This window comes from Arcticibacterium sp., assembly GCF_055134445.1.
In genome coordinates this window covers 1-22,111 of the sequence record NZ_JBSRVI010000002.1, presented here as the reverse complement: position 1 = coordinate 22,111, position 22,111 = coordinate 1, and the positions used below count along the sequence as shown (strand labels likewise).

The following is a 22,111-nucleotide window of genomic DNA, read 5'->3' as shown; positions in this document are numbered from 1 at the left end:
AGTACTTTAAAGGAAATGAAAATGTTTCTATTCCTTTTTTTTTAACCAATAATACGGAGGCTGGAATTATAAAACGAGGTAAACAGCTTGGTATTCCAACTTTCGTTTTCTCTAAACAGAATTTTGCTGAAAGTTCGTTTATCGTAGATTTTTTAAAGAGCCAAGACATCGAGCTTGTGGTATTGGCTGGTTTTTTATGGTTAATACCGACTGCCCTCATTAAGGCCTATCCCAATAGAATTGTCAATATTCACCCTGCTTTATTACCAAAGTATGGAGGTAAAGGCATGTGGGGACATCACGTACATGAGGCTGTGGTGGCTAATAAAGAAACCGAAAGCGGTATTACCATTCATTTTGTGAATGAAAATTATGATGAGGGCAAAGTTATCTTTCAGGCCAGCTGTGAAGTGGCTCCATCAGATAACCCCGAAGAAGTGGCCGCCAAGGTATTGAAATTAGAACATAAACATTTTCCAGAGGTCATAGAACAGGTGCTAAACAAACTTTGATTTGGCGTTCTTAAAGGTTTTGAAATAGATAAGCGAAAGCTCCTTATAGTTTATTTGGTTGTGCTCTATCCATAGGGTAATGAGCCTTTCAGAAAGAAAGCCAAAAATTCTTTCCTGATAACCTGTATACTTAGAAAGGTCATACTCTTTTTCCAACTTAAAGAGAATATCAAAGAGCCACGTCATGAGTTCTTGAAAGCGTTCTTCTTTAAGAATGAACATGTTGTTGGCAAAAAGCCTGTTTGCTTTTAAAACCTTATCAAAACTAGAGATATATTCAGGGTAGTCTTTTAGAAGTATACTTTTGATGGTATCTAAATCTTGAATATTATGATATCTCCTATAATGCTCTTCTATGCTGTATTTAAACTTGCGTCTGGTAGGCATAATGGCATCATAATCTTCTAATATGCCGTTGACTTGGTCACGGTTTAGGATTTTGTCTTTCCAAAAATTGATATTTCGGGTATAAATAAGGCCGAATCTTTTTTTATAAAGTCCTATTGGGTAGTACGCCCACCTTTTTAATTTGTAAAGAAAAGGCTCAGGAATGCCAGAGAAATACCTTCTGTAGTGCGTACTGCCAATGATATCTGAACTTTCGTTTTTCCAAATCCAATAAAGGCCAGTGAGCTCACTGTAATACTTGTTTTTTTCTGAAATGTTATCACCGGTATCGTCAGATATAAACCCTTCAATTTTATCTTTGTTTTGATGGCCTACCAAAAGTGGTATTTGATACACATCGTTGGTTATGATGGAGCCGGGTCGATAATAGAAGATAAATACTTTGATAAGCTTCGTTCTTTACTTTACGCAAAAATAAGCGAATTTACGCAAAAAATAATTTTTATAAAGCGGCTCTCCATTTCATAAAACGTTGTTTTAAAAGTGCACGTTTTAGTTTTTTTTTGGCTTTAAGAGTGGCATCTAGGTCTTGGATGATTAAATCTAGATCCCATGTTTTTTCTCCGTATTCTTGAATAACTCTTGCCCAAAATTTTCTAGATTTTAAGCTATTTTTTTTGGCCTTGAAAAACACTTTTCTCTTTAATAAAGGATAACCTTCTTTTATTAATTCCTCCGGAAGGCTGTGGGCAATGTTTTTGTGATTGCTGGAGTGAGCACTACTCTGAATTAATGCATAAGACTTTAAACCTTGCTTTAAGAGAAATTGAGTTAAGCCAATTTCCCAATCATTAATGACCAGTCGCCTTAAGGCTTTGTTGTCTGAAGTGTTAAAAATAGCCCTGGTATCGGTGTTTTGAAAAAACAAAGGAAGCTTTCCTATGGCTTTCTTATTGAGTACCAAAAAATAGCTCTGTATATGATAGTTTTCTTCATGAGAAGAAAACCAAGGCTTTTCTGTGGAATCAATCAATCCCCAAAAGTCAACTTCTTCTTTTCTGCCTTTTTGGAAGATATGGTCTAACTGATTTATTAGAATATTGCTGTCGTTAACAACGGCAATTTCGTCGTATTGGGAAAGGTCCTCTTGAAGGCAGAATTTATAAAACTTGCCAAAATCATAACCTTCATTTTTCTCGAATTGTATTTGAACATTCGAGTTTAAGTTTGGGCTTGTTTGTAGTTCTCTTTCGTTGGTAACTAACCTTACGTGGTCAAAATGTTTTGAGAGTTCGTTGACATAGACTTCTACATAGTATGGGATACTTGGCTGCGTGTCGAAATGAATAAAAATACAAATGTTAGTGAGCACTTAAATAACTGTTTTCTTAAAGGATGTATACCCTGATGTTTGACGAAATGACTTTTCGAAATACGAAACTATTCACTTAGGATACTTTGTGAACGGTTAAAAAGCTTGACGGGTTGTATGTTCTTATAAGATTATTATAATTGGAACAGGAAATTCACATACTTTACTCAGCGACAAATGCCTAAAAGATTCAAGTCGATTTGTGGTCTTAACAATGTCTGATGGACAAATTAGCTAAAAGTGTTATTCTGGATGACGGGTTTCATAAGAATGGTCCACAATCTTTTTTATAACCTTATCCAAGTCTTTTGAGCTTTCCTCTAAATGTTTAAGTAATTCGTTTTTTTCATCTTCCGTTAAGGTCTTATCTGTTTTGAAGAGGTTGCAAATCCCCAAAATATTGGCAACGGGTTTTCGTACCTCATGGCTTTGCTGCCATGCGATCTCTTTTAAAGCTTGGTTTTGGCTTAGAATCCTTTCTTTAGACTTATGCAGAGAAAGTGCCTGAGGATAGTAAATGTATCTTACCTCCAGTGCAATCACAGAAATAGAAATCAGAGCTAAAATAATCTCAAGAATTATAATAACCCACAGCTTCTTTTCAGCGTAATCCTCCAAACTGTTCACAATACCATCCATTTGCTTCAAAATAGCATCCTGATTCTGGTTGACCTCTTCTAGGTTAATGGGCTCCTTAGTCTTTATATGGCGGATGTAGTTTTCGGTTTTTTGATGGAATGGTGTAAGATCAGACAGCAACTTGTTTATCTCCTTGGATTTTATCTTTAGTAATCCCAAATCTTTACTGCCGTATAATAGCCCCAAATGAGCGTTTTTAGCTTCTTCGAAAGTTTCTTCTAGTTGATTTGGGCTAATGAGTTCGTTTCTCAGTTGATAAAATTCTAGGTTTACCCGCTGACTTAGCATTCGTTGCCTTCCAGCAATATTAATCTGTTTGGCATCCTGTTTTAGCGTACCCAATGCCAGTTGAATTACCAACTGGTTAAGAGAAATCAGAGCGATAGATATTGCGATACCAAGGATGTATTTCTTTGTCATAAGAAGAATTTAGTTCTGACTTAATCGTATAAGTGCGTACGAAATCTAGTAAGAATGCTTTACGTTTTCAGATATAGGACAATGAAATTAAGAAGCACTTATTGAATTGGTGCTAAAGGAAGAAGCTTTTATTGAACAATAAAGTAAACGAGAAAATGCTTTATGAAGTAGTACTTAAAAGAATATACCCAGATTAAGTCCAACGCCTCTAATTCCTAAGTAAGGAACCTTTTTGTAAGCATTTATTTCGGCTTTTTCGTCATTAACGGTTACGTCAAAATAGTTTCTACTGAGCTTAAATCGTTCTACAATTTTATCTTCAAGATAACGCTTATCTTCTTCACCTAATCTAGAAAGTATGGAGGTTTCTACTTTAGCGTAAACCGTTTTAGCTGCACCGAAATGGGGACCGAAAAGGACAAAATCTAACACGAACCTATCGCCGAACTGGAATTGTTTGCCAATTAATAGTCCACCAGAAATTGTTTTGATGTCAAAGTTGATGGGTACTTTGTCTAAGGTATAAATATTCCCGTCGTATTGAGCTTCTAGTGAGGCTGGTACCAAGGCGTCGTAGTCTTCGTATTGACCGAAAATGCCTAAGAAAACTCGATTTCTTTTGCCTCCAAAATAATACTTTAGTTCGGGCGAATAACCTTTAACTCCAACCTTGGCGAGATTGACATAAACATATTCAAAATCTACTCCTGTAATACCTAGGCTATGTTTTTTGGCAAGCTGGTCTAAAGGTTCACCAAAAGGTATGGTGGACTGAGATCTGTAAAAAAAAGTATTATTAAAGGTGAAATTTGATCCTAAAGCTCTTTCATACTGAACAGCTATTAATCCAAAGGGTAAACCAGCGGCATTTACTTTTAGGCTATTCTTAAAGTCAGTTTGAGCTGAAAGAGCCAAAGGGAAAGCACAAAGAAGAAAAAATATTTTACGCAAAGTTTAAAAGTTTAATTGAGCCAAAACCTGTTTGGTATAAGTGATTTGATTTTCACTCAAATCTAAGTGTGTCACAAAACGTACCAAGTGTTTCCCGAAGGTGACGCATTTTACATTTTGCTTTTCCAGCTCACTAACGAAGCTAGTGGCCAAAATACTATCTGGTAACTCAAAAATTACAATATTCGTTTTAACTGGGTAAACTTTTTTCACCCATGATTTATCTTTTAAGGCTTCTGCAATTTCCTTAGCCACTGCATGGTCATCTTTAAGCCTTTCAATATGATTATCAAGTGCAAAAATGCCAGCTGCCGCGAGCATGCCAGCCTGTCGCCATCCTCCTCCCCAGGCTTTTCGCTGTCTCCTAGCTTTTAAAATAAGCTCTTTGGAACCTATTAAAACAGAACCTACAGGGCAGCCAAGACCTTTAGAAAGACAAATGGAAATGCTATCAAAAACTTTCCCATAATCTGCCGGTGTTTCATTTGTTTCTACCAGTGCATTAAATAGTCTGGCACCATCTAAATGAAGTTTTAGGTCGTTCTCTTCACAAAAAACCTTAATTTTCTTTATTTCATTAAAGTCATAAAACACGCCGCCACCCTTGTTCATGGTGTTTTCCAAACAAACCAAAGCGGAGATTGGGAAGTGAATGTCGTTTTTAGGATTGATGGCTTCCGCCACCTGTGAGGCCGTTAAAAGTCCATTTTCAGTATCGATGGTTCTGGTAGTGGCCAATGAATTTGAAGCTATGCCACCACCTTCATAAAGATAAACGTGAGCATTCTTGTCACATATAACTTGGGTGCCAGGCATTGTTTGTGCTTTTATGGCCAGCTGATTGCTCATGGTGCCAGAAGTACAAAAAAGTGCTGCATCCATACCAAAAAGCTTGGCTACTTTGGATTCTAAGGCATTTATGGTCGGGTCGTCTCCGAAAACATCGTCTCCCAATTCGGCAGAATCCATAGCCATCCTCATGGCAGGTGTGGGTTGTGTAATGGTATCGCTTCTAAAATCTGCAAACATATTGATAAATTTGAACGTAAAAGTAAGATTGCTCTTTAGAAAGTCTTAATTTTAAAAGAGACTTTCAATGGTTTGGAAATATTGCTTTTTAAAGTGATAATATAACTTGGATTGATAGATCTTTTTATTGCAAATTTGCGACAAAAAACGCCTACAAATTGATAAAGGAATTTCTTCTTAAAATTCGGGAAAACGAATATTTCAAAAAACTTACTGCGACACTCAGTAAATTCTTTAAACCCATTTTTAAATTTAGCGTGTTTAATAAGTCCGACTTTAAGGCTTCGTCGGTGGGTTCTAAGCTATTAAGGGTTCTATATACTTTGGCTATTCTGCTTGTGGCATTTATTTTTGCTCTGGAGAGTAATTTCCTGTGGCTGTTTGGAAACATGCCAACCATGAAAGAGGCAAGAGAAACAAAGTTAGCAACGCCATCTGAAATTTATTCTTCAGATAATAAGCTACTAGGGCTTTTTTACGTGGAAAACAGAAGTCCGGTAGATTTTGATGAAATAGACTCGCTTACCGTAAAGGCTCTTATTTCTACGGAAGATGTGAGGTTTTATCAGCATAATGGCTTGGATATTGTTTCTATTTCTGGTGCCATTTTTTCTACTTTAACAGGAGATAAAAGAGGAGGGAGTACCATTCATCAGCAGTTGGTGAAAAACATTTACAACACTCGTCATAAAAACTCAAGAGGACTTTTAGCCTACATTCCTGGACTATCTACTCTAATTGCCAAAATTAAAGAATGGGACACCGCTGTTAAACTGGATTGGTTTTTCGAGAAAAATAAGATTCTGGCTCTATATCTTAACGCCGTGGATTTTGGAGATAACACCTTTGGCATAAAACTGGCCTCTGAGCATTTTTTCTCTAAAGAACCGAAAGACCTGGAGTTACACGAAACGGCATTGCTTATTGGTATTTTGAAAGGAACCAACTATTATAGTCCCAAACGAAGGCCAGAGAGAGCATTAGAAAGAAGAAATGTGGTTTTGGAGCAAATGCTGAAGTATAACGATATTGATAGCCTAACTTTTGAAGAAGCCATAAAAAAACCTTTAGGTCTGAAGATTACAGAAATCAACAAGGAGGAGTCTAGTGCACCGTATTTTAGAACCATGCTTCGTCCTATTTTGGTGAAGTGGAGCCAAGAAAATGACTTTAACTTATTTTCTGATGGCTTAAAAATTCACACCACCATTAATTCCAAAATGCAAACCATGGCAGAAGAGGCGGTGGAAGAGCATCTTGCTGAGATTCAAAGAACTCTAGATAGCGAACAAGGGTCTCATAAATATTGGTTTAATAAAAAGATAGCCGAAGAGAAGGCGGCCTTTAAAAAGGAAAACCCTAAAGTGAAGGATATTCCTAAAACCGCTACGGAGCTGGTTTTAGAGAAACTCGTGAAAGCTTCTAGTTCTTATAAAGACTTAAAAGCTGCGGGTCTTAGCGAAGAGGATATTATGGAAGCTATGTCCAAACCACATAGCACCGTAATGGCCACGCATAGCGGAGAAAAGAAGATGGTTATTTCTTCTTTGGACTCGGTAAAATATATGTCTCAGTTTTTACAGGCAGGCTTATTAAGTGTGGATCCTACCAATCTTTACGTCAAGGCTTATGTGGGTGGAAGTAATTACGATTATTTCAAGTATGACCATGTGGTTCAGGCTGGAAGGCAGCCAGGTAGTGCTTTTAAGCCCATTATTTATGCTGCGGCTTTAGAAAATGGCTATCCGGCTTGTACCAGTATTGTAGATCAGCCATTTAGTATGGAAACCACTATTGGTGGTAAAGAAGCTACTTGGGCTCCTAAAAACTCTAATGGAACTTATACCTACGCACCCGTCCATTTAAGAAGAGCTTTAGGAAACAGCATAAACTCCATAGCCATAAGGATTCTTCAGGATGTGAAAACAGATAAGGTCATTGCCATGGCGAAAACCCTAGGTATTCAATCCAAACTGGATAATAACCTCTCTTTGGCTCTTGGAACAAGTAATGTCACATTGATGGAGCTTACCAGGGCCTATGTGCCTTTTAGCAACCAAGGCAAAAGTGGGGATTTTGTGATGATTGAAAGGATAGAGGATAAGAATGGAGAAGTAGTCTTTCAGCATGAGTCCAAAATGAAACAGGTCATGGATCCAGATAAGGCCTATGAAATGTCTTATCTTTTAAGAGGTTCTGTAGAAGAAGGGGGCGGTACGGCCAGGAGATTGTACAATTATGGACTTCCAGAAGGAAATGAAATAGGAGGTAAAACAGGTACCACCAATGACTACGTGGACGCCTGGTTTATGGGTATTACGGCCAATTTGGTCACTGGTGTTTGGGTAGGATGCGATGATAGCAGAATTCATTTTGCATCAGGAAATGGGGCAGGAGGAAGAGCCGCTTTACCTATTTTTGGCAAGTTTATGCAGGCCGCCTATGCGGATAAAGAAGTGGCATTGGCAAAGACTAAATTTGAAAAACCAGGAAACTACGAAATCGTACTGAACTGTCATTATGTGGCTCCTATAGTAGATTCCACAGCTGTAGACAGTTTGGGTGTGGTACTAGATTCTCTGCGAATTATTGGAAATGAGGAGTTTAGGTCATTGGATATAAAAGAACTAGAAGTCAAAAGGCCAGCTATAGAATTATAATCTTAATCTCGATAATTTTAGAAATTCAACAAAGGCCGTTTACGACGGTCTTTGCTGTTAGAAAACAATCGGTCTATACCCATTTTTTTAGCTGCTTGTTCATTGAATACGAACTAATTGGCCAAAAAAAACTATATTTGAATACCTATCAATTACAATTATGGCAAAGTACAACTTAACAGTAAACAACACCTCTTACAAAATAGAGGCGGAAGAAGATATGCCTCTGCTTTGGGCTATCAGAGACCTAGTGGGCCTTAAAGGCACTAAATATGGCTGCGGAATAGCTCAATGTGGAGCTTGCACGGTTCATTTGGATGGCTCGCCCGTAAGAAGCTGCCAAATGCCCGTAGGTTCTATTTCTAAGAAACAAAAAATTACAACCATAGAAGGAATAGGTTCAGAAGAAACCCTTCATGCCGTACAGGAAGCCTGGGTAGAAGAGCAAGTACCACAATGCGGCTATTGTCAGTCTGGTCAGATAATGTCTGCTGTAGCCCTTTTAGAGCAAACGCCGAAACCTACAGAGGAAGATATCACAAGTTACATGAATGGAAATTTATGTAGGTGTGGTACCTATGATAGAATCAAGAAAGCTATCAACAGAGCATCGGGTCAATTGTTAACGGAAAAACGATAAAATCATGAGCAATAAAAATACAAGAAGAGACTTTTTGAAAGTTTCATCCATCGGTAGTTTAGGATTGGTTTTAGGCGTTAATTCATTAGCGAATGCTGTGCCGGTTAAGAAATTGACAGCCCAAGTGCTTGCCTTGGAGATAAATCCATTCATCATCATTTCTACAGACGACACCATCACGTTGGTGAACAGTCGCCCAGATATGGGTCAAGGTTCTACCCAAGCCGTGCCTTCTATTTTGGCAGAAGAGCTAGAAGTAGATTTGAGCAAGGTTAGAATCATTCAGTCTGACGGAAGAGCCAAATACGGCTCACAGCAGTCTGGGGGAAGTAGTACCGTAAGAGGTTTATGGAATAATCTCCGTAAAACAGGTGCTGCCGCCAAAGAGATGTTGATAGAAACTGCCGCCAAAAGGTGGAAAGTGCCAACAGACCAGTGCTATGCAGAAATGGGCAAAGTGCATTTGAAAGGTTCAGACAAAGTATTTACCTATGGTGAATTAGCTGAGGAAGCAAACTTGCTAGAAGTACCTAAAAATCCAAAACTGAAAGATGCTAAAGATTTCAAATATTTAGGTAAGTATCACAAACGTCTTGACGTGCCTAGTCGCGTTACAGGAAAAGCCGTTTTTGGAATTGATGTGGTGGTGCCGGGTATGCTTTATGCAGCCAGTGTGCATGCACCGTCTATAGAAGGCAAAATAGTGAGTATTGATGCTGCTGCGGCACTCAAGATTTCAGGCGTTAAGAAAGTTGTCAGAAATAAAAGCTTTTATCCTGGTGGAGAAAACGAGTCTGTGGCCGTAGTGGCGACTAATTATTGGTCGGCTCTGAAAGCCAGCAGATTATTAGACATAAAATGGTCAAATGGCGATTTAGAGAAAACGCTTAACTCAGACAAATATGTGGCTGATATGTACAAAGCCGCTGAGTCTGAAGGAGTGCGTTATGAAGAAGATGGTGACTTTAACGCCTATTATAAGGCATCGGAGAATACTTTAGAAGGTATTTACGAAACACCATTTTTATCTCACTCGGCCATAGAGCCTGTGAATGCCACTGCATATGTGAAGCCAGATGGGTCTGTAGAAGTATGGGCTCCTATTCAAGGGCCAGACGGAGCCATAGGTGATGCTGCAGGAGTTTTAGGCATTTCGCCAGACAAAGTCAAAATTAATCCTACGCTTTTGGGAGGTTCGTTTGGGCGTAAAGCCTTCATGAATTTCATGAAAGAGGCCATTGATATTTCTAGGCAAGTTCAGGCTCCAGTGAAATTGATTTGGGCTAGAGAAGAAGATATGGCTCAGGGACCTTACAGACCTGCCATGCTGAGTAAAATGCAAGGTGTGATTGGGAAAGGGAACACCCTAGATGCTTTGAGTCATCAAGCCATTGGAGAGTCTATTCAAGGGCAGCACTGGAACGCACTTTTGCCATACAAAGCAGACGACTGGTTAGGTGGTGAGCTTGCTCAAGAAAACCATAAATACAAATTTGGAACGCATAAAGTAACGTATAGCCGTGTAGTAACCACTATTCCTATTTTATGGTGGCGTTCTGTATATGCGTCTAACTTTGGTTGGGGACAAGAATGTTTTATAGACGAGATGGCTCATAAAGCAGGAAAAGACCCTTTAACAGCCAGAAAGGAACTACTAAAAGGCAGCGAGAGAGACTTAAAGGTTATCCAGAAACTGGAGGATGTTTTAGCCACTTACGGTGCACTGCCAGCTGGGCACGCTAGGGGGATAGCCATGTTCCGTTCTTTTGAGACCATGAGTGCCGCTGCTGTGGAGGTGAAGAAAGGAGAAAACGGCATAGAGATAGTTAAAGTGACGTCTGTGATAGACTGCGGTCAATACGTAAACCCAGACCACGTAAAAGCACAAACAGAAGGAAACATAGTGATGGGAATATCTGCAGCTGTAAAAGGCGGCATAACCTTTTCAAATGGCAAATGCGACCAAAGTAATTTCCATGATTATCAGTTTATGCGAATGGCCGAAATGCCAAAAGTGGATGTGCATATCATAGAAAACAAAGAAGCTCCAGGTGGGGTAGGAGAGCCAGGCTTACCGCCAATAGCCCCTGCTCTAGGAAATGCCATTTTCAATCTGACAGGTGTAAGACACAGGAAATTACCTTTGGATTTGTCGGTGGTTTAGAGAATAGAGATTGTGTTAATATTTTGAATCCGTATGCCGACTGGTGTGCGGATTTTTTTTAGTTTGTCTTAAAATATGTATGAAGAGATATTGATACAAATTCGAGGTTCTTTGACCTCGAATAGTCGGGGTTAGAGATTTAATAGTTCTTGCTCTTTCTCAGACAGTCTACTAGAAAGGTTTAGCTTAAGAAGACCGTTAAGTTCCTTTAAGGTTTTTAATTCCTTTTTGAGCTGCTCATTTTCTTTCTCTATTTCCAGTAACGGAACATCAATAGTCGCTGAGTGATGGTCTTGTTGTCCAGTCATTAGCCAATCCACGCTGAAATGAGGATATATCGCTTTGATATCCATTAAGGTAACTAACGTTGGAAGCGTATCACCTCTCAATGTTACATAAAATTTGTTAGGGTGACTACCAACAGATTCAGCAAAAGCTTTTACACCTTTATCAGTACTATCGATAAAAGCTTGGAGTCGTTCTATGATTTTTTGGTTTTTTTTCAAAGGAATGTTTGTTTAAATAAATGATATTGTTCTTGTTTAAACTGCTTTAATTAAAGGATTTCAATGTTTATAAACAATAAGATTTAAAAGTAATTCTCTGAGTTAAGATTTAACTAGCTCCGCAAAGTCTTTCGGCCTTTGTGTAAATAGCTTCTTGGTCTTCAGACTTATGTTTAGTAGTAAATGGACTGTTCTCGACTATCGCTCGAACTGACAATCGTAGTTTAGAATAAATTTACAAGGAAGTATTCAAATAGAGCGGTTAAAGACCATTTTTAACTGTCAGTCCGAGCGAAGTCGAGGACTTGTTATAGTAAATGGAGTTTAGGCTTTTAGTAAGGTCTGTCGCCCGAATTGCGTTCTATGCTTTATGATGTCATAACTTCAAGCCTCGAACGTCATGAAAACTGAATTCCTATAAAATTTCAAACTTCGCTTAAGATTTGTAAGTTTGTTAAAAGCTTAAGACATGAATATCCAAAGGGAGAAACTAGAAATCGTAAGAATGATTCTGGACACCGATAATCCCAGTTTACTAGAATCTATAAGAACTCTTTTTACAAAAACAGAGGAAACAGATTTTTGGAATAGCTTATCTTCAGAAGTTAAAGAAGAGATCAATGTTGGTCTTTCAGAAATAGAGAATGGTGAAGTAGTTGATTACGATGACTTCATGAAAAAGCACCGTTAATGAGAAAAGTCGTTCTTTCAAAAAGTGCTTCTTTAAGGCTTGAAGAACTACTTAATTATCTTGAGGTAGAGTGGTCTGTAAAGGTGAAAACGGATTTCATTGAGAAGTTTGACAAATCTATAGAACTTATAAAACAATTTCCTGAAAGTAGTCCCAAATCAAGTGTGGTGAAGAACCTCAGAATGCACGTAGTCACTGAACAAACTTCAATTTTTTATAGATTCAATTCAAAGTCAATAAACATTATTACAGTGTTCGACAATCGAATGAGTCCAAAACGAGTTAAGAAAGAAATTGGATAACTAGGTTTTATTCACTCAGCTCAGCGAAGTTTTTTCGACTTTGTGGAAATAGCTTCTTGTCTTCATACCTATGTTTAGAAGTGAATAGACTGTTCTTGTCGGCCTCGGCCACCGCTTTGTTCCCCGCCTGCCAAGCGGGCAGGGGACTGACAATGGTCGTTTAATTCAAGTTGATTTGTATGGAATAACAACTGTCCGTCCCCCGTCTGCCGAACGGACAAGGAGCGAAGTCGAGGTCTAGTGATAGTTCATGGAGTTTGGATATGTAAGCCTGTTTTCGACGGTAACGGCCGCCGCTTCTCTCAAACTGACAATACTATGAAAGGACATCAACTGTCAGGCCGAGCGAAGACGAGGTCTTGTTATAATACATAGAGTTTGAATAGGTAGAACAGCCTTACCAAACCGTCATTTACTATCTCCTATAACAGGCAAACTGGCGTTAGGCCTAAGGCTTTCAGGGCTAAGCACATTCGTTTTGAAATCTAAAATTCGCATTTCATGTAATAAGCCAACAGGCACTAAATTAGACTCCACTGGCATGATGGCTGGTAAAAGGATGCCTTCATGGAATTCATAATCTTTAAAGTTTATAGCCCCTGTTAAGAATCTAAACTGCTCTCTTACGGTATATTCTAAGCGAACCAATCTGTGCGTGCTTTTATCTATCCAAAGCAAATACTGGTCAATATCACTCTGTGGCTCTGTACTGTTCCATGAAGCCATCACACCTTCGCATAATGTTCCTTCAATCTTCTTTTCACCTGCGTAATTAAAAGCTGTGGCCTTTTGTATTCTCAAAGGAAACTCCATGAAATATTGATAGGTGGGTAGCCAAAAGGTGATATTGGCATCATCCTTAAAATTTATTATGCCATCTCCTTTCTTTATATACGTTTCCCAAGATTGAATGCCCCAAGATTCTCCTTTCAGTGGGTTTGAGGTGAAATCTATTCTACCATCAAATGTATCTGGAATATAATTTAAGGTCATATTCACTTTATCAGCACCATAAGCATGACTTTTAGAACCAAGAAATCCCAAAAACTCATCTTCAAAGTTCACTGAATATGTCTTGACATTTTGCCAATTTTCAATACCATGAGCTTTTCCCATATCAGAAATGAGTTGCTTGGCTTTGGTCTCATTGATGGCATTTTTTGCGGTATCAGTTCTGAGGTCTGCTACGGCAAATATTTTATACAAAATCATCAATAGCAGTATTGGAATGAGAATGTAGAGGAGAATTCTAAATGGTTTTGATTTTAGTAATTGCATAGTGAGTTCGTGATTATAAAGAGATAAGCCTTTTCTTAAATCGTATCTTTTGCTAAAAGTCCATCTACAATGTTAATACTTTAAGTCTGATTATTCTTCAACAATTTCCACCCTTTCATCAAAACACTTATCTATTTAAACGATTTGTGTTTTTTGAAATTAGTTTTTATATGCTTTGAGTCGCTCTTGAATAAATTCATCTTTTGACTTTATTCGAACTAAAAAATGATAAGCTTTTTTTGATATAAAGGGGTTTTCATTGTCTAGAATACTCGCTACAGCCCTACAAGTTTCAAGGTCATAGATGCTATGTTGGGCGTATAATGCTAGAATATCCTCTAATTGCTGTCCATTTAATTGCTTCAGCAGCTCTTTTGAGGAGCCTAGAAGTTTAGGGCTGAGCACAAGAGCCTGCATCAATGTTTTAAGTAACTCTTTTTGAATACTGTGATTGGCATTCTTATAAAGTGAAAACAAACGCTCTTGAAATTCAAAACTATTGAGATGGACAGCCTCGATGGCTTGGATGGCAGTATGAGATAAATAAAAATCGTCAGAAGAAATGATTTCCTCTAATGCGTTTTCTAAATCTGGCGTAAGAGGCACAGAGCTATTTATTTTATGCAGTGCCCAAACCCTATCAAAGCTTTCTGGGCTTTGTAAGATTAGATGAATCAAATGGGCGGTTAACTGCTTTTCTGTATTTTTAGAAAGGAAATCCATCGTTGGACCATTTACAATATTCCATAATTTATAAGTAGTATAGGCTGCACCTTTTACCACCATTTCCGCCAAACTTTTTGAAGTAGCACCTGAAACGGCATCTAAATCTTGATGCTTAAGGCTTGGTTTTTCTATGAGTTCTTCAAACGAAACTGCATCCAAGGGAATTGACGAATCTGCCAATAAAGCATGTAGTCTTTGGTATTCGCTTTCCACAAACGGTTCATGGTCTAGCTTACTTAAAAATTCCCCTTCAGGCAATTCAAAGCCTAAATAGCGACCTGTTATATTCCAATAAATAACGATATCGAGCTTTCTACATTCTTTATCAAAGCATACATCGTCCCTTATGATTTTGCGGTAGTATAGCGGAATGCCCTCCTTAGATTTTTGAATATAAACAGGTTCATTTGTGATGCTGTCCTTTATCGTTTCTTGGAACGAACCTTCGGTGACAAAACTCTCGTTTATGGTAGAAGCTTTCATATACTTCAAAGGTGGGTCCGCTTGTAAAAAGGAGCTTAGAAGTACACCTATAAATATGTATTTTAAAATGGGCGAAAAAGCTATCTTCATTATTAATAATCGCTAAGATTTTGGTGGAACAATGGCCCCATGCTTTTCTAACAATTTTTTGATTTCATTAAAATCAACTTCCTGAGGAGAGATTCCTTGTCTACTTGCCAGCACTGCTGCTACAGCAGCAGCTTGCCCCATTCCCATGCACGATGCTTGAACTCGTAAAGCCGAATTCGCCAACCTATCACTACTGACACAGCGGCCTGCCACCAAAAAGTTTTGGCTTCCTTTGGGTATCAACGACCGCAGTGGAATACTGGCCACCACACCTGGTTTAAGAAACTCCTGATAGATAGATTTAACATCTCGATGTAAATCTACAGGATAAAAAGAATGTGAAACGGCATCATCAAACACTTTTCCTGAAGTATAGTCTGTTTGATTTATTTTGTATAAACCATCTATTCTATAGGTTTCACGAACGGCCGTTTCTGTTTTTAAATCTACTATTTTCAAATGCTCACAACCTGGTAGGGTTTTAAGGGTTCTTACCAAATTTAGTAAGGTTTTTCTACCCATATTATTCGCATGCGTATGACTTTCTGAAGTGGTAGAGTCAGCTCCTTTGACATATACATAGCTATAGGGTACGTATGTATGTTCGCGGCTTTCTCTTTCCGAATTTTCTAGCATATTCTGCCGCAAAACTCTTTGGTGTTCTTTTGGTATTTTATTTAGGTCAAGCGAATTGTAATCGTATCCTCCCAGTCGAAAAATCAAGGAACCTGGCTGGGTGTCCTCTTCTTTAAGTACATCATAACCAGCCATCGAAGCTATCAGGGCATTTCCGGTACAATCAATAATTTGGTTGCAAGTAATGGTTGTTTTGGTTCCCTTTCCAATAGTCTCCACAATCCATTTTCCGTTCTGAAATTCAATTTGCGTTGGCGACTCGTAATAGCGAATTTTTACGCCAGCGTCCAAGCATTTCTCTTCAGCAAGTAAAGTATATAGCGAAGCGTTTATGGTCACCTGATGTTTCCAGTGTCGGTCTGGGATTTTTGAAAAATTTGGCAATTTGTCTCCATTCAACGTTACACAGTCCATCACTAATTCCCATCCAATGCCTCCGATAATTTGTTTTCCCCATGCATGAAAAATGCCAGGAAATGCCACTCCACCTGTAGTGGTAGTGCCGCCCAATTGACTGCCACTTTCTATCAAAGTGGTTTTTGCCCCAATCCTGCCAGCCTGTATTGCGGCTATGGTACCGGCAGTGCCACCACCTACTATTAAAATCTCTGTTGACAAACTTTGTTCTTTTATGGTATGTGTCGGAACTAAGGATTCTTTATTTGCGAAAGCTGGTGTAACTACTCCAAGCGAGGCTACTCCCATGGACTTTAATATTGCTCTTCTTTTCATGATGAAATAGGGTTGATTTGGGCTTAGAGGAAACGTTAAAAGTAGCCTATTCAAATTGATTAATCAAATGGTATAGCACTGTAGAGCACTTTATCAAACCTTCGGATTTATCTGGCATTTGGAGGTCAGCTAACCTTTGGTTAGCTGATTAAAGTTTTGATCAATTAAAAACGATTTCTTCAGCCATTTCATGCATTTTGAAAGTTTCACAGAGCGTTTTCACTGATTAGGGTTTAGAAGAATACTTTAATAATAAAAAAATCTTTGCCGCCATAAGGTCAAAAGGTAGTCAGGGTAGCGGCTGTAAATGGAAAGTTTAGATTCCAATGTTGCGATAGAATTTATACTTTAAAGAATAACTATTTTCGGAAATCTTTTGTCAGTTCATTTCAAAATCTAGTTATTGATGAGGTAATTCCAAAAGAAAGGAATTTGTTTCAAAACGATTAGATTGTAGCCCTTGGAATTATTAATAAACAAAGCCCAAAAATCAAGAAAAATGACAAACAAAAACATATATCTATCCATTCTGTTCGCCTTATTTTTAGGGGTTCATTCTAGTTACGCTCAACAGGTGAAAATAATATTTGATACCGATATGGAATCAGATGTGGATGATGTGGGTGCACTGGCATTATTGCATGGACTTGCGGCTAATGGCGAAACTGAAATACTGGCAACCATGGTTTGTAGTTTGAACCCATGGGCTGTGCCAACGGTAGATGCCATTAATACCTATTTCGGGCAACCCAACATTCCTATTGGTGCTGTTAAAACATATGGGGTTTATAGAAACTCTAAGTACGCAAAAATCATATCGGAGGAGTTTCCACAAGACATTGGTTTAGGAGAAAACGCACCTGACGCCGTAACACTTTATCGACAAATCTTGAGTAACCAATCAGACACCAGTGTGGTGATTGTAACGGTAGGGTATTTGTCGAATTTATCAAATCTTCTTAACAGTCCACCTGACAATATAAGTCCACTAAATGGTGTAGAACTGGTGAGAAAAAAGGTGAAACATCTGGTATGCATGGGTGGTAGATATCCTTATTTGCAGGATATTGGAAGATGGGGTAATTTTAAACCCGATCCTGATGCCATTGTAAAAGTGAGCAAGAGCTGGCCAACACTTATTACCTTTACAGGAGGTGGTGACTTTGCCGACCTTATTAAAACGGGAAGTCCCTCTTTTAATCACAAGTCCAAAACTGATCTAGTGGCTAGGTCCTATAACATTTTTCTAGAAGGTTGGAACAGAGACTGGCACCATAGTGCTGATTTAATAGCCGTATATGTTGCTGTGAGAGGGTATAATGAATTTTTCAAGTTGCATACTCAAGGTTATAATCACATTTTTGATGATGGCACACTGATGTGGCGTTTACAGCCCAACGACCCTAGACATCAGCTTGTTAATGAATTTAAAGAAGGTGTATCCCCTTCTGCGGTAGCGGATGAATTTAATCATCTCATGAATCTCGCAAATAAAGAAATGAAATAAGAGTTTGAGGGTGATTTTGTAAAACGCAGACGCATAATTGCAAGTCTATTCTTCAACCGATACTGGCTTTTCATCAAAACGCTTATCTAAAAGATTCAATCTTTTAAGATTGTTCCCACATACAAAGTAAACGTCTTTAGTGAAAGATATTTCTGTTCCTTCGGGGTTAATGGAAGCAACTTCAGTAAATACTTGGTCTGACCCCTCCCATGCAATTTGTAATTTGTTCATGGATTTATCAAAACTCCAATTACCCTTTATGTAAGTTTGGTTGTTTTCTGCTAGTACTGTGGCAGTTCCATCTTTTCTAAATAAAATTTCAACACTACACACATGGCTATTTTTACTTTGCCAAAAGTAACCCTCCGCAGTTAACTGGTTTTCAAGATTATCCAATTGTTCTTGAGTGATACTAGAAGAAGCTTCCTTGTCACTAGTCTTACCGTTATTGCAGCCCAGTGCTACAATCATTGTCAATAAGAGCGGGAAGAGTTTAAAATTTTTCATAATTTTTTTGTTGTTGATGACCCTATTCTGTTTTAGAATTTATTTTTCTGTGTAAAATCCTCAGAACGATATTCAGGTGAATTACCCATTTAATTTTACTTCGACGTTTTGGTAAGCATTCTTTCTTTAGCCCAATATGAGTCTAAAGGCATATTGACGAATATACGAGGTTAAACCCGAATTATATATTGAAGAATGGTAATGAAAGCTTAAATGGCAATAAATCAAGTAGTTAAATTCGGGTAAATGTGAATAAAGCTAGATGCTGAAAGCGGCATAAAATCAAAGGACAATACTCGGTATTACTGAGCATTGTCCTTTTTAGTATAAAACTTAAATATCTCTTTATTTAAGCTTCTGTTAGTTTTTCGTCATGTTGGCTAATATCTAAGCCAATTAATTCATCATGTGCATCTACACGAAGAGGAACAATCAAATCTGTTAATTTTAAAAGTATGAAAGACATGATGGCTACAAATGCAGAAACGCCTACCAATGCTATCAAATGTTTTATAAACAAGCTGCTTTCTCCAAAGAACAAACCTTGCTCTGTAACCGCACCATTTATGGCTGTTGAAGCAAATACTCCGGTGAAAACCATACCTACCATTCCGCCTACACCATGGCAAGGAAAGACATCTAAAGTGTCGTCAAGTGGTGTTTTAGTCTTATAATGAGCTAGAAAGTTTGAAATTATAGATGAAACAACACCAATAACCAATGCATGTGGAATGGTCACAAAACCCGCAGCAGGCGTAATGGCCACAAGACCTACTACCACACCAATACAGAAACCAATGGCAGATACTTTTTTCCCTCTGGCGGCATCATATAACACCCAAGCAATACCAGCAGCACCAGCAGCAGTATTCGTGGTCGCAAAAGCCGATGCAGCAAGGGCATTGGCTCCTAAAGCAGAACCCGCATTAAACCCAAACCATCCAAACCATAGAAGACCAGTACCTAAAAGTACATAGGGTACGTTTGCTGGTGGCAGAAAGCTACCTTCAGAATGAGATCTTCTTCTTTTTAAATAAAGGGCACCTGCCAATGCAGCCCAACCAGCCGACATGTGTACCACCGTTCCGCCTGCAAAGTCTAACACCCCATATTGAAATAACAAGCCGTTTGGAGACCAAGTCATGTGTGCTAGGGGAGCATAAATCAATAAACTGAATAGAATCATGAAAACAACGTACGATCTGAAATTAATACGCTCAGCCATAGAACCCGTAACTAGGGCTGGAGCGATTACCGCAAATTTTAATTGGAAAAAGGCAAATACAACAGCAGGAATGGTGCCGACCAAAGGCCCGTCTAAAACGCCCTTAAACATAAAGTGAGTCATAGGGTTGCCTATAATACCACCCATGGACTCTCCGAAGGCAAGACTATATCCCACCACGACCCACAAAATTGAAATGACACCCATGGCTATGAAGCTCTGGAGCATGGTAGAAATAACATTTTTAGAATTCACCATTCCGCCATAAAAATATGCGAGCCCCGGCGTCATTAGTAGCACCATTGCCGAGGCAACAATCATCCAGGCGGTATCGCCTGAGTCTACACCATCGGTGATAATTTCTGTAGGAACACTTGGGTTAAAAATAGCGAAAACAGTAATTATTAGTAAAATAATTAAAGGTGTTACTGCACCTTTCCAACTTGAATTTGACATAACTGTACATTTTTTTTATGGTTATTAAACGGGTCGTACTTGTTTAGATGAGGAAAGAAAATTAAATCTTACTCCCGATCAAAAGTTTTCGGACAAAAAGGTATTTATAATTCTTTAGAATTACAGAATTACTAGCGTTTTACACTTTTAGAAGAAAGTGTACCTCCTAACTTTTGTTTGCCATAGCGGAAATAAGAGTAGCTGCCTCTAAAAGTCAGTAGTTTACTTCTTCTTTTCTTGATAATCTAGGCTCCCCGCTTTCAGAAATAAAAATAAATCAAGGGGGCTTAGCCCTCAAGTGTTTAGATGAAAAGTTTTAAGCCAATATTAAAACCATGACACCAGATACCTATCTACGATTTGAGGTGTGTATATGATTATTTTTCACCTAAATGACTTCTAAAAGCCATAAAATAAAACATTTAGTTAAAAATGGATTTTTTTCGATTTAGTAGCGAATTTTATATTCAATAGAATTAAATGGAATGAAAAACATATTAACTTTTTTGTCAGTTCTGACTTGTTGGAGTGTCTCGGCAAACAATATTAATGTAGAAAATATTGAGCTGAAAAGCCAAAATATTGGAAACAAGACCGTAAAAATTGAATTTGATTTAAGCTGGGAGAACTCCTGGAGAACCAGCTCAGGGCCAGCTAATTACGACGCTGCTTGGGTGTTTGCTAAGTATCGTGTTAACAGTGGAAATTGGAATCATGTATATTTCAATTATGTTAATGGTACAAGCGATGGACATACCTCTCCCACCGGTTCTACCATAAGAACAACAGCTGATCAAAGAGGATGTATGATTTTTAGAAGTACTAATGGTAGCGGAAACAATAACTGGGACAATATCAATATACAATGGAATTATGGTGAAAATGCTGTTGGTGATAATGATCAGGTAGATATTCAAGTTTTTGCCCTTGAGATGGTACATGTTCCTACTGGCAACTTCAAATTAGGTGGTGGCTCTGGCACAGAAGTGGGTAAGTTTTATAATTTCCTACATAGCGTATCTTATACTGTAACATCAGAAAGTCAAATAACTGTTGGTGGAGGAATTGGTTCTTTGAATTACAGCAATAGTGTGGGTGGTTCTCGTCCTGGAGATGTTTTAGGTCCAATTCCGGCCGCATTTCCAGAAGGCTACAATGCCTTCTATTGTATGAAATATGAAATGACCCAAGGTCAATGGGTCTCTTTTTTTAATACATTAAATCCTGATCAAAAAATTGAATTGGATATCACTGGTCCTAATGGGAAAAACCAAGATACCGCTTTGAATGGAAATACAATATCTTGGTTAGAAGGTAGCAATTCTGCCACAACCACTACACCAGACTTTCCATTGAACTATGTATCGAATAAATGTTTGTATGCTTACATGGACTGGGCTGCTTTAAGGCCAATGACTGAATTAGAATACGAAAAGGCTTGTAGAGGGCCAGTAAATAAAGTAGCTGATGACTATGCATGGGGAAATGCCAATATTGCCTCAGGCTTTCAATTTGTGCTTTCCAATACAGGGACAAATTCGGAGTATATTACAAACCCTGCAACACTAACTGGAAATGCAAATTACGGTGGTACTACTGGTCTCACTAAATTGTACCGAGTTGGTATTTTTGCTGCTTCTGCCATTAACAAAACAAGAGAAGAAACAGGGGCTACCTATTATGGTATTATGGAAATGTCAGGAAGTTTATACGAAAGAGCAATTACTGTTGGAAACCCAGAAGGAAGAGCATTTACTGGATTACATGGCGATGGGCAACTCGCTGTTACTGGACTGGCAAATGTTCTGAATTGGCCAAGCACTAATGCGGGAATTGGTTATCATGGCGGAAGTTTCTTTAATGGCTTAGAATTTATTAGAGTTTCCGATAGGTATGACTCAGCAAGCGTTCTTGAAGGTGCAAACAATAGACTGGGTTTTCGTGCTGTTAGAACATCCTTTTAATGACTATAATGAAAGTTTTCAGAAGAATTTGTTTTTTGTTTTTGTCAGTTTCCTTTAGCCTCCAAGCCCAATTTTACGGTGGAAATGGAGATGGCTTTGCTATGGATTTTACAACTGCTTTTTTACACGATAATACTTTCTCTCTTTATAGAGGTGGTATAGGTGATGGTTCTTCTAATATAATTTCTTCATTTTCAATGAATGGTAACAGCCTATCTTATTTTTACGGAGCTTCAGGTGATGGGTTTAGTATGGCAATAGCCACTTCAAATT

20 protein-coding genes are annotated in these 22,111 nt (G+C 38.2%); 9 read left to right on the top strand and 11 right to left on the bottom strand.

The genetic code is table 11. The features are described from left to right. Positions 1 to 512, top strand: a 512-nt coding sequence (purN, locus tag ACTBZY_RS00195; protein ID WP_463044295.1) for a phosphoribosylglycinamide formyltransferase, incomplete at its 5' end; no start/stop codon positions are given. On the opposite strand, the gene ACTBZY_RS00190 is transcribed toward purN, so the two are convergent. The 5 genes from ACTBZY_RS00190 to ACTBZY_RS00170 all read right to left on the bottom strand — a co-directional run bounded on the left by ACTBZY_RS00190 (position 498) and on the right by ACTBZY_RS00170 (position 5,271). After that, on the bottom strand, positions 498 to 1,295 hold the full coding sequence (locus tag ACTBZY_RS00190; protein ID WP_463044296.1) for a DUF4422 domain-containing protein: 798 nt from the start codon (positions 1,293 to 1,295) through the stop codon (positions 498 to 500). The two genes, purN and ACTBZY_RS00190, sit on opposite strands and share 15 nt — an antisense overlap. A 67-nt stretch (positions 1,296 to 1,362) precedes the next feature. Further along, the gene (locus ACTBZY_RS00185; protein ID WP_463044294.1) at positions 1,363 to 2,232 is read right to left on the bottom strand and encodes a rhamnan synthesis F family protein; all 870 of its coding nucleotides are present in this window, start codon (positions 2,230 to 2,232) and stop codon (positions 1,363 to 1,365) included. Between the two features lie 243 nt (positions 2,233 to 2,475). Beyond that, a complete protein-coding gene (locus tag ACTBZY_RS00180) occupies positions 2,476 to 3,291 on the bottom strand; it encodes a type IV pili methyl-accepting chemotaxis transducer N-terminal domain-containing protein (RefSeq protein ID WP_463044293.1) in 816 nt (271 codons plus the stop codon). Positions 3,292 to 3,465: 174 nt separating this feature from the next. After that, entirely contained in the window at positions 3,466 to 4,242 is a 777-nt protein-coding gene (locus ACTBZY_RS00175; protein ID WP_463044292.1) for a DUF3575 domain-containing protein, read from the bottom strand. Positions 4,243 to 4,245: 3 nt separating this feature from the next. Next, positions 4,246 to 5,271: a threonine aldolase family protein gene (locus tag ACTBZY_RS00170; protein ID WP_463044291.1), complete on the bottom strand. Its 1,026-nt coding sequence runs from the start codon at positions 5,269 to 5,271 to the stop codon at positions 4,246 to 4,248. A gap of 158 nt (positions 5,272 to 5,429) precedes the next feature. Here ACTBZY_RS00170 and ACTBZY_RS00165 point away from each other — a divergent pair, with 158 nt between their 5' ends. The 3 genes from ACTBZY_RS00165 to ACTBZY_RS00155 all read left to right on the top strand — a co-directional run bounded on the left by ACTBZY_RS00165 (position 5,430) and on the right by ACTBZY_RS00155 (position 10,735). Continuing rightward, a complete protein-coding gene (locus tag ACTBZY_RS00165) occupies positions 5,430 to 7,931 on the top strand; it encodes a penicillin-binding protein 1A (protein ID WP_463044290.1) in 2,502 nt (833 codons plus the stop codon). A 160-nt stretch (positions 7,932 to 8,091) separates the two neighbouring features. Further along, positions 8,092 to 8,571: a (2Fe-2S)-binding protein gene (locus tag ACTBZY_RS00160; protein ID WP_463044289.1), complete on the top strand. Its 480-nt coding sequence runs from the start codon at positions 8,092 to 8,094 to the stop codon at positions 8,569 to 8,571. Between the two features lie 4 nt (positions 8,572 to 8,575). After that, complete coding sequence (locus tag ACTBZY_RS00155) at positions 8,576 to 10,735, top strand: xanthine dehydrogenase family protein molybdopterin-binding subunit (protein ID WP_463044288.1); 2,160 nt, start codon at positions 8,576 to 8,578, stop codon at positions 10,733 to 10,735. Positions 10,736 to 10,866: 131 nt separating this feature from the next. On the opposite strand, the gene ACTBZY_RS00150 is transcribed toward ACTBZY_RS00155, so the two are convergent. Beyond that, positions 10,867 to 11,241: a hypothetical protein gene (locus ACTBZY_RS00150; RefSeq protein WP_463044287.1), complete on the bottom strand. Its 375-nt coding sequence runs from the start codon at positions 11,239 to 11,241 to the stop codon at positions 10,867 to 10,869. 469 nt (positions 11,242 to 11,710) lie between these two features. Here ACTBZY_RS00150 and ACTBZY_RS00145 point away from each other — a divergent pair, with 469 nt between their 5' ends. Both ACTBZY_RS00145 and ACTBZY_RS00140 read left to right on the top strand, forming a co-directional pair. Next, on the top strand, positions 11,711 to 11,932 hold the full coding sequence (locus ACTBZY_RS00145) for a hypothetical protein (protein WP_463044286.1): 222 nt from the start codon (positions 11,711 to 11,713) through the stop codon (positions 11,930 to 11,932). Beyond that, positions 11,932 to 12,234 (top strand): type II toxin-antitoxin system RelE/ParE family toxin, encoded by a 303-nt coding sequence (locus ACTBZY_RS00140; RefSeq protein WP_463044285.1) that lies wholly within the window; start codon positions 11,932 to 11,934, stop codon positions 12,232 to 12,234. The genes ACTBZY_RS00145 and ACTBZY_RS00140 overlap by 1 nt, the downstream gene beginning before the upstream one ends. A 408-nt stretch (positions 12,235 to 12,642) precedes the next feature. Here the strand turns inward: ACTBZY_RS00140 and ACTBZY_RS00135 are convergent, their stop codons facing one another. The 3 genes from ACTBZY_RS00135 to ACTBZY_RS00125 form a co-directional block, all read right to left on the bottom strand. Beyond that, a complete protein-coding gene (locus ACTBZY_RS00135; protein WP_463044284.1) occupies positions 12,643 to 13,512 on the bottom strand; it encodes a hypothetical protein in 870 nt (289 codons plus the stop codon). Between the two features lie 159 nt (positions 13,513 to 13,671). Next, the gene (locus ACTBZY_RS00130; protein ID WP_463044283.1) at positions 13,672 to 14,811 is read right to left on the bottom strand and encodes a hypothetical protein; all 1,140 of its coding nucleotides are present in this window, start codon (positions 14,809 to 14,811) and stop codon (positions 13,672 to 13,674) included. A 12-nt stretch (positions 14,812 to 14,823) separates the two neighbouring features. Next, on the bottom strand, positions 14,824 to 16,179 hold the full coding sequence (locus ACTBZY_RS00125) for an FAD-dependent oxidoreductase (RefSeq protein ID WP_463044282.1): 1,356 nt from the start codon (positions 16,177 to 16,179) through the stop codon (positions 14,824 to 14,826). Between the two features lie 499 nt (positions 16,180 to 16,678). Between ACTBZY_RS00125 and ACTBZY_RS00120 the strand changes: the two genes are divergently transcribed. Next, a complete protein-coding gene (locus ACTBZY_RS00120) occupies positions 16,679 to 17,686 on the top strand; it encodes a nucleoside hydrolase (protein WP_463044281.1) in 1,008 nt (335 codons plus the stop codon). 45 nt (positions 17,687 to 17,731) lie between these two features. Here the strand turns inward: ACTBZY_RS00120 and ACTBZY_RS00115 are convergent, their stop codons facing one another. Continuing rightward, positions 17,732 to 18,193: a hypothetical protein gene (locus ACTBZY_RS00115; RefSeq protein ID WP_463044280.1), complete on the bottom strand. Its 462-nt coding sequence runs from the start codon at positions 18,191 to 18,193 to the stop codon at positions 17,732 to 17,734. A gap of 349 nt (positions 18,194 to 18,542) precedes the next feature. Beyond that, entirely contained in the window at positions 18,543 to 19,874 is a 1,332-nt protein-coding gene (locus tag ACTBZY_RS00110) for an ammonium transporter (RefSeq protein ID WP_463044279.1), read from the bottom strand. Between the two features lie 485 nt (positions 19,875 to 20,359). Here ACTBZY_RS00110 and ACTBZY_RS00105 point away from each other — a divergent pair, with 485 nt between their 5' ends. Both ACTBZY_RS00105 and ACTBZY_RS00100 read left to right on the top strand, forming a co-directional pair. Beyond that, the gene (locus ACTBZY_RS00105; RefSeq protein ID WP_463044278.1) at positions 20,360 to 21,838 is read left to right on the top strand and encodes an SUMF1/EgtB/PvdO family nonheme iron enzyme; all 1,479 of its coding nucleotides are present in this window, start codon (positions 20,360 to 20,362) and stop codon (positions 21,836 to 21,838) included. After that, positions 21,838 to 22,111 (top strand): hypothetical protein (locus tag ACTBZY_RS00100; RefSeq protein WP_463044277.1); only part of this gene is annotated, 274 nt, incomplete at its 3' end. The genes ACTBZY_RS00105 and ACTBZY_RS00100, both read left to right, overlap by 1 nt.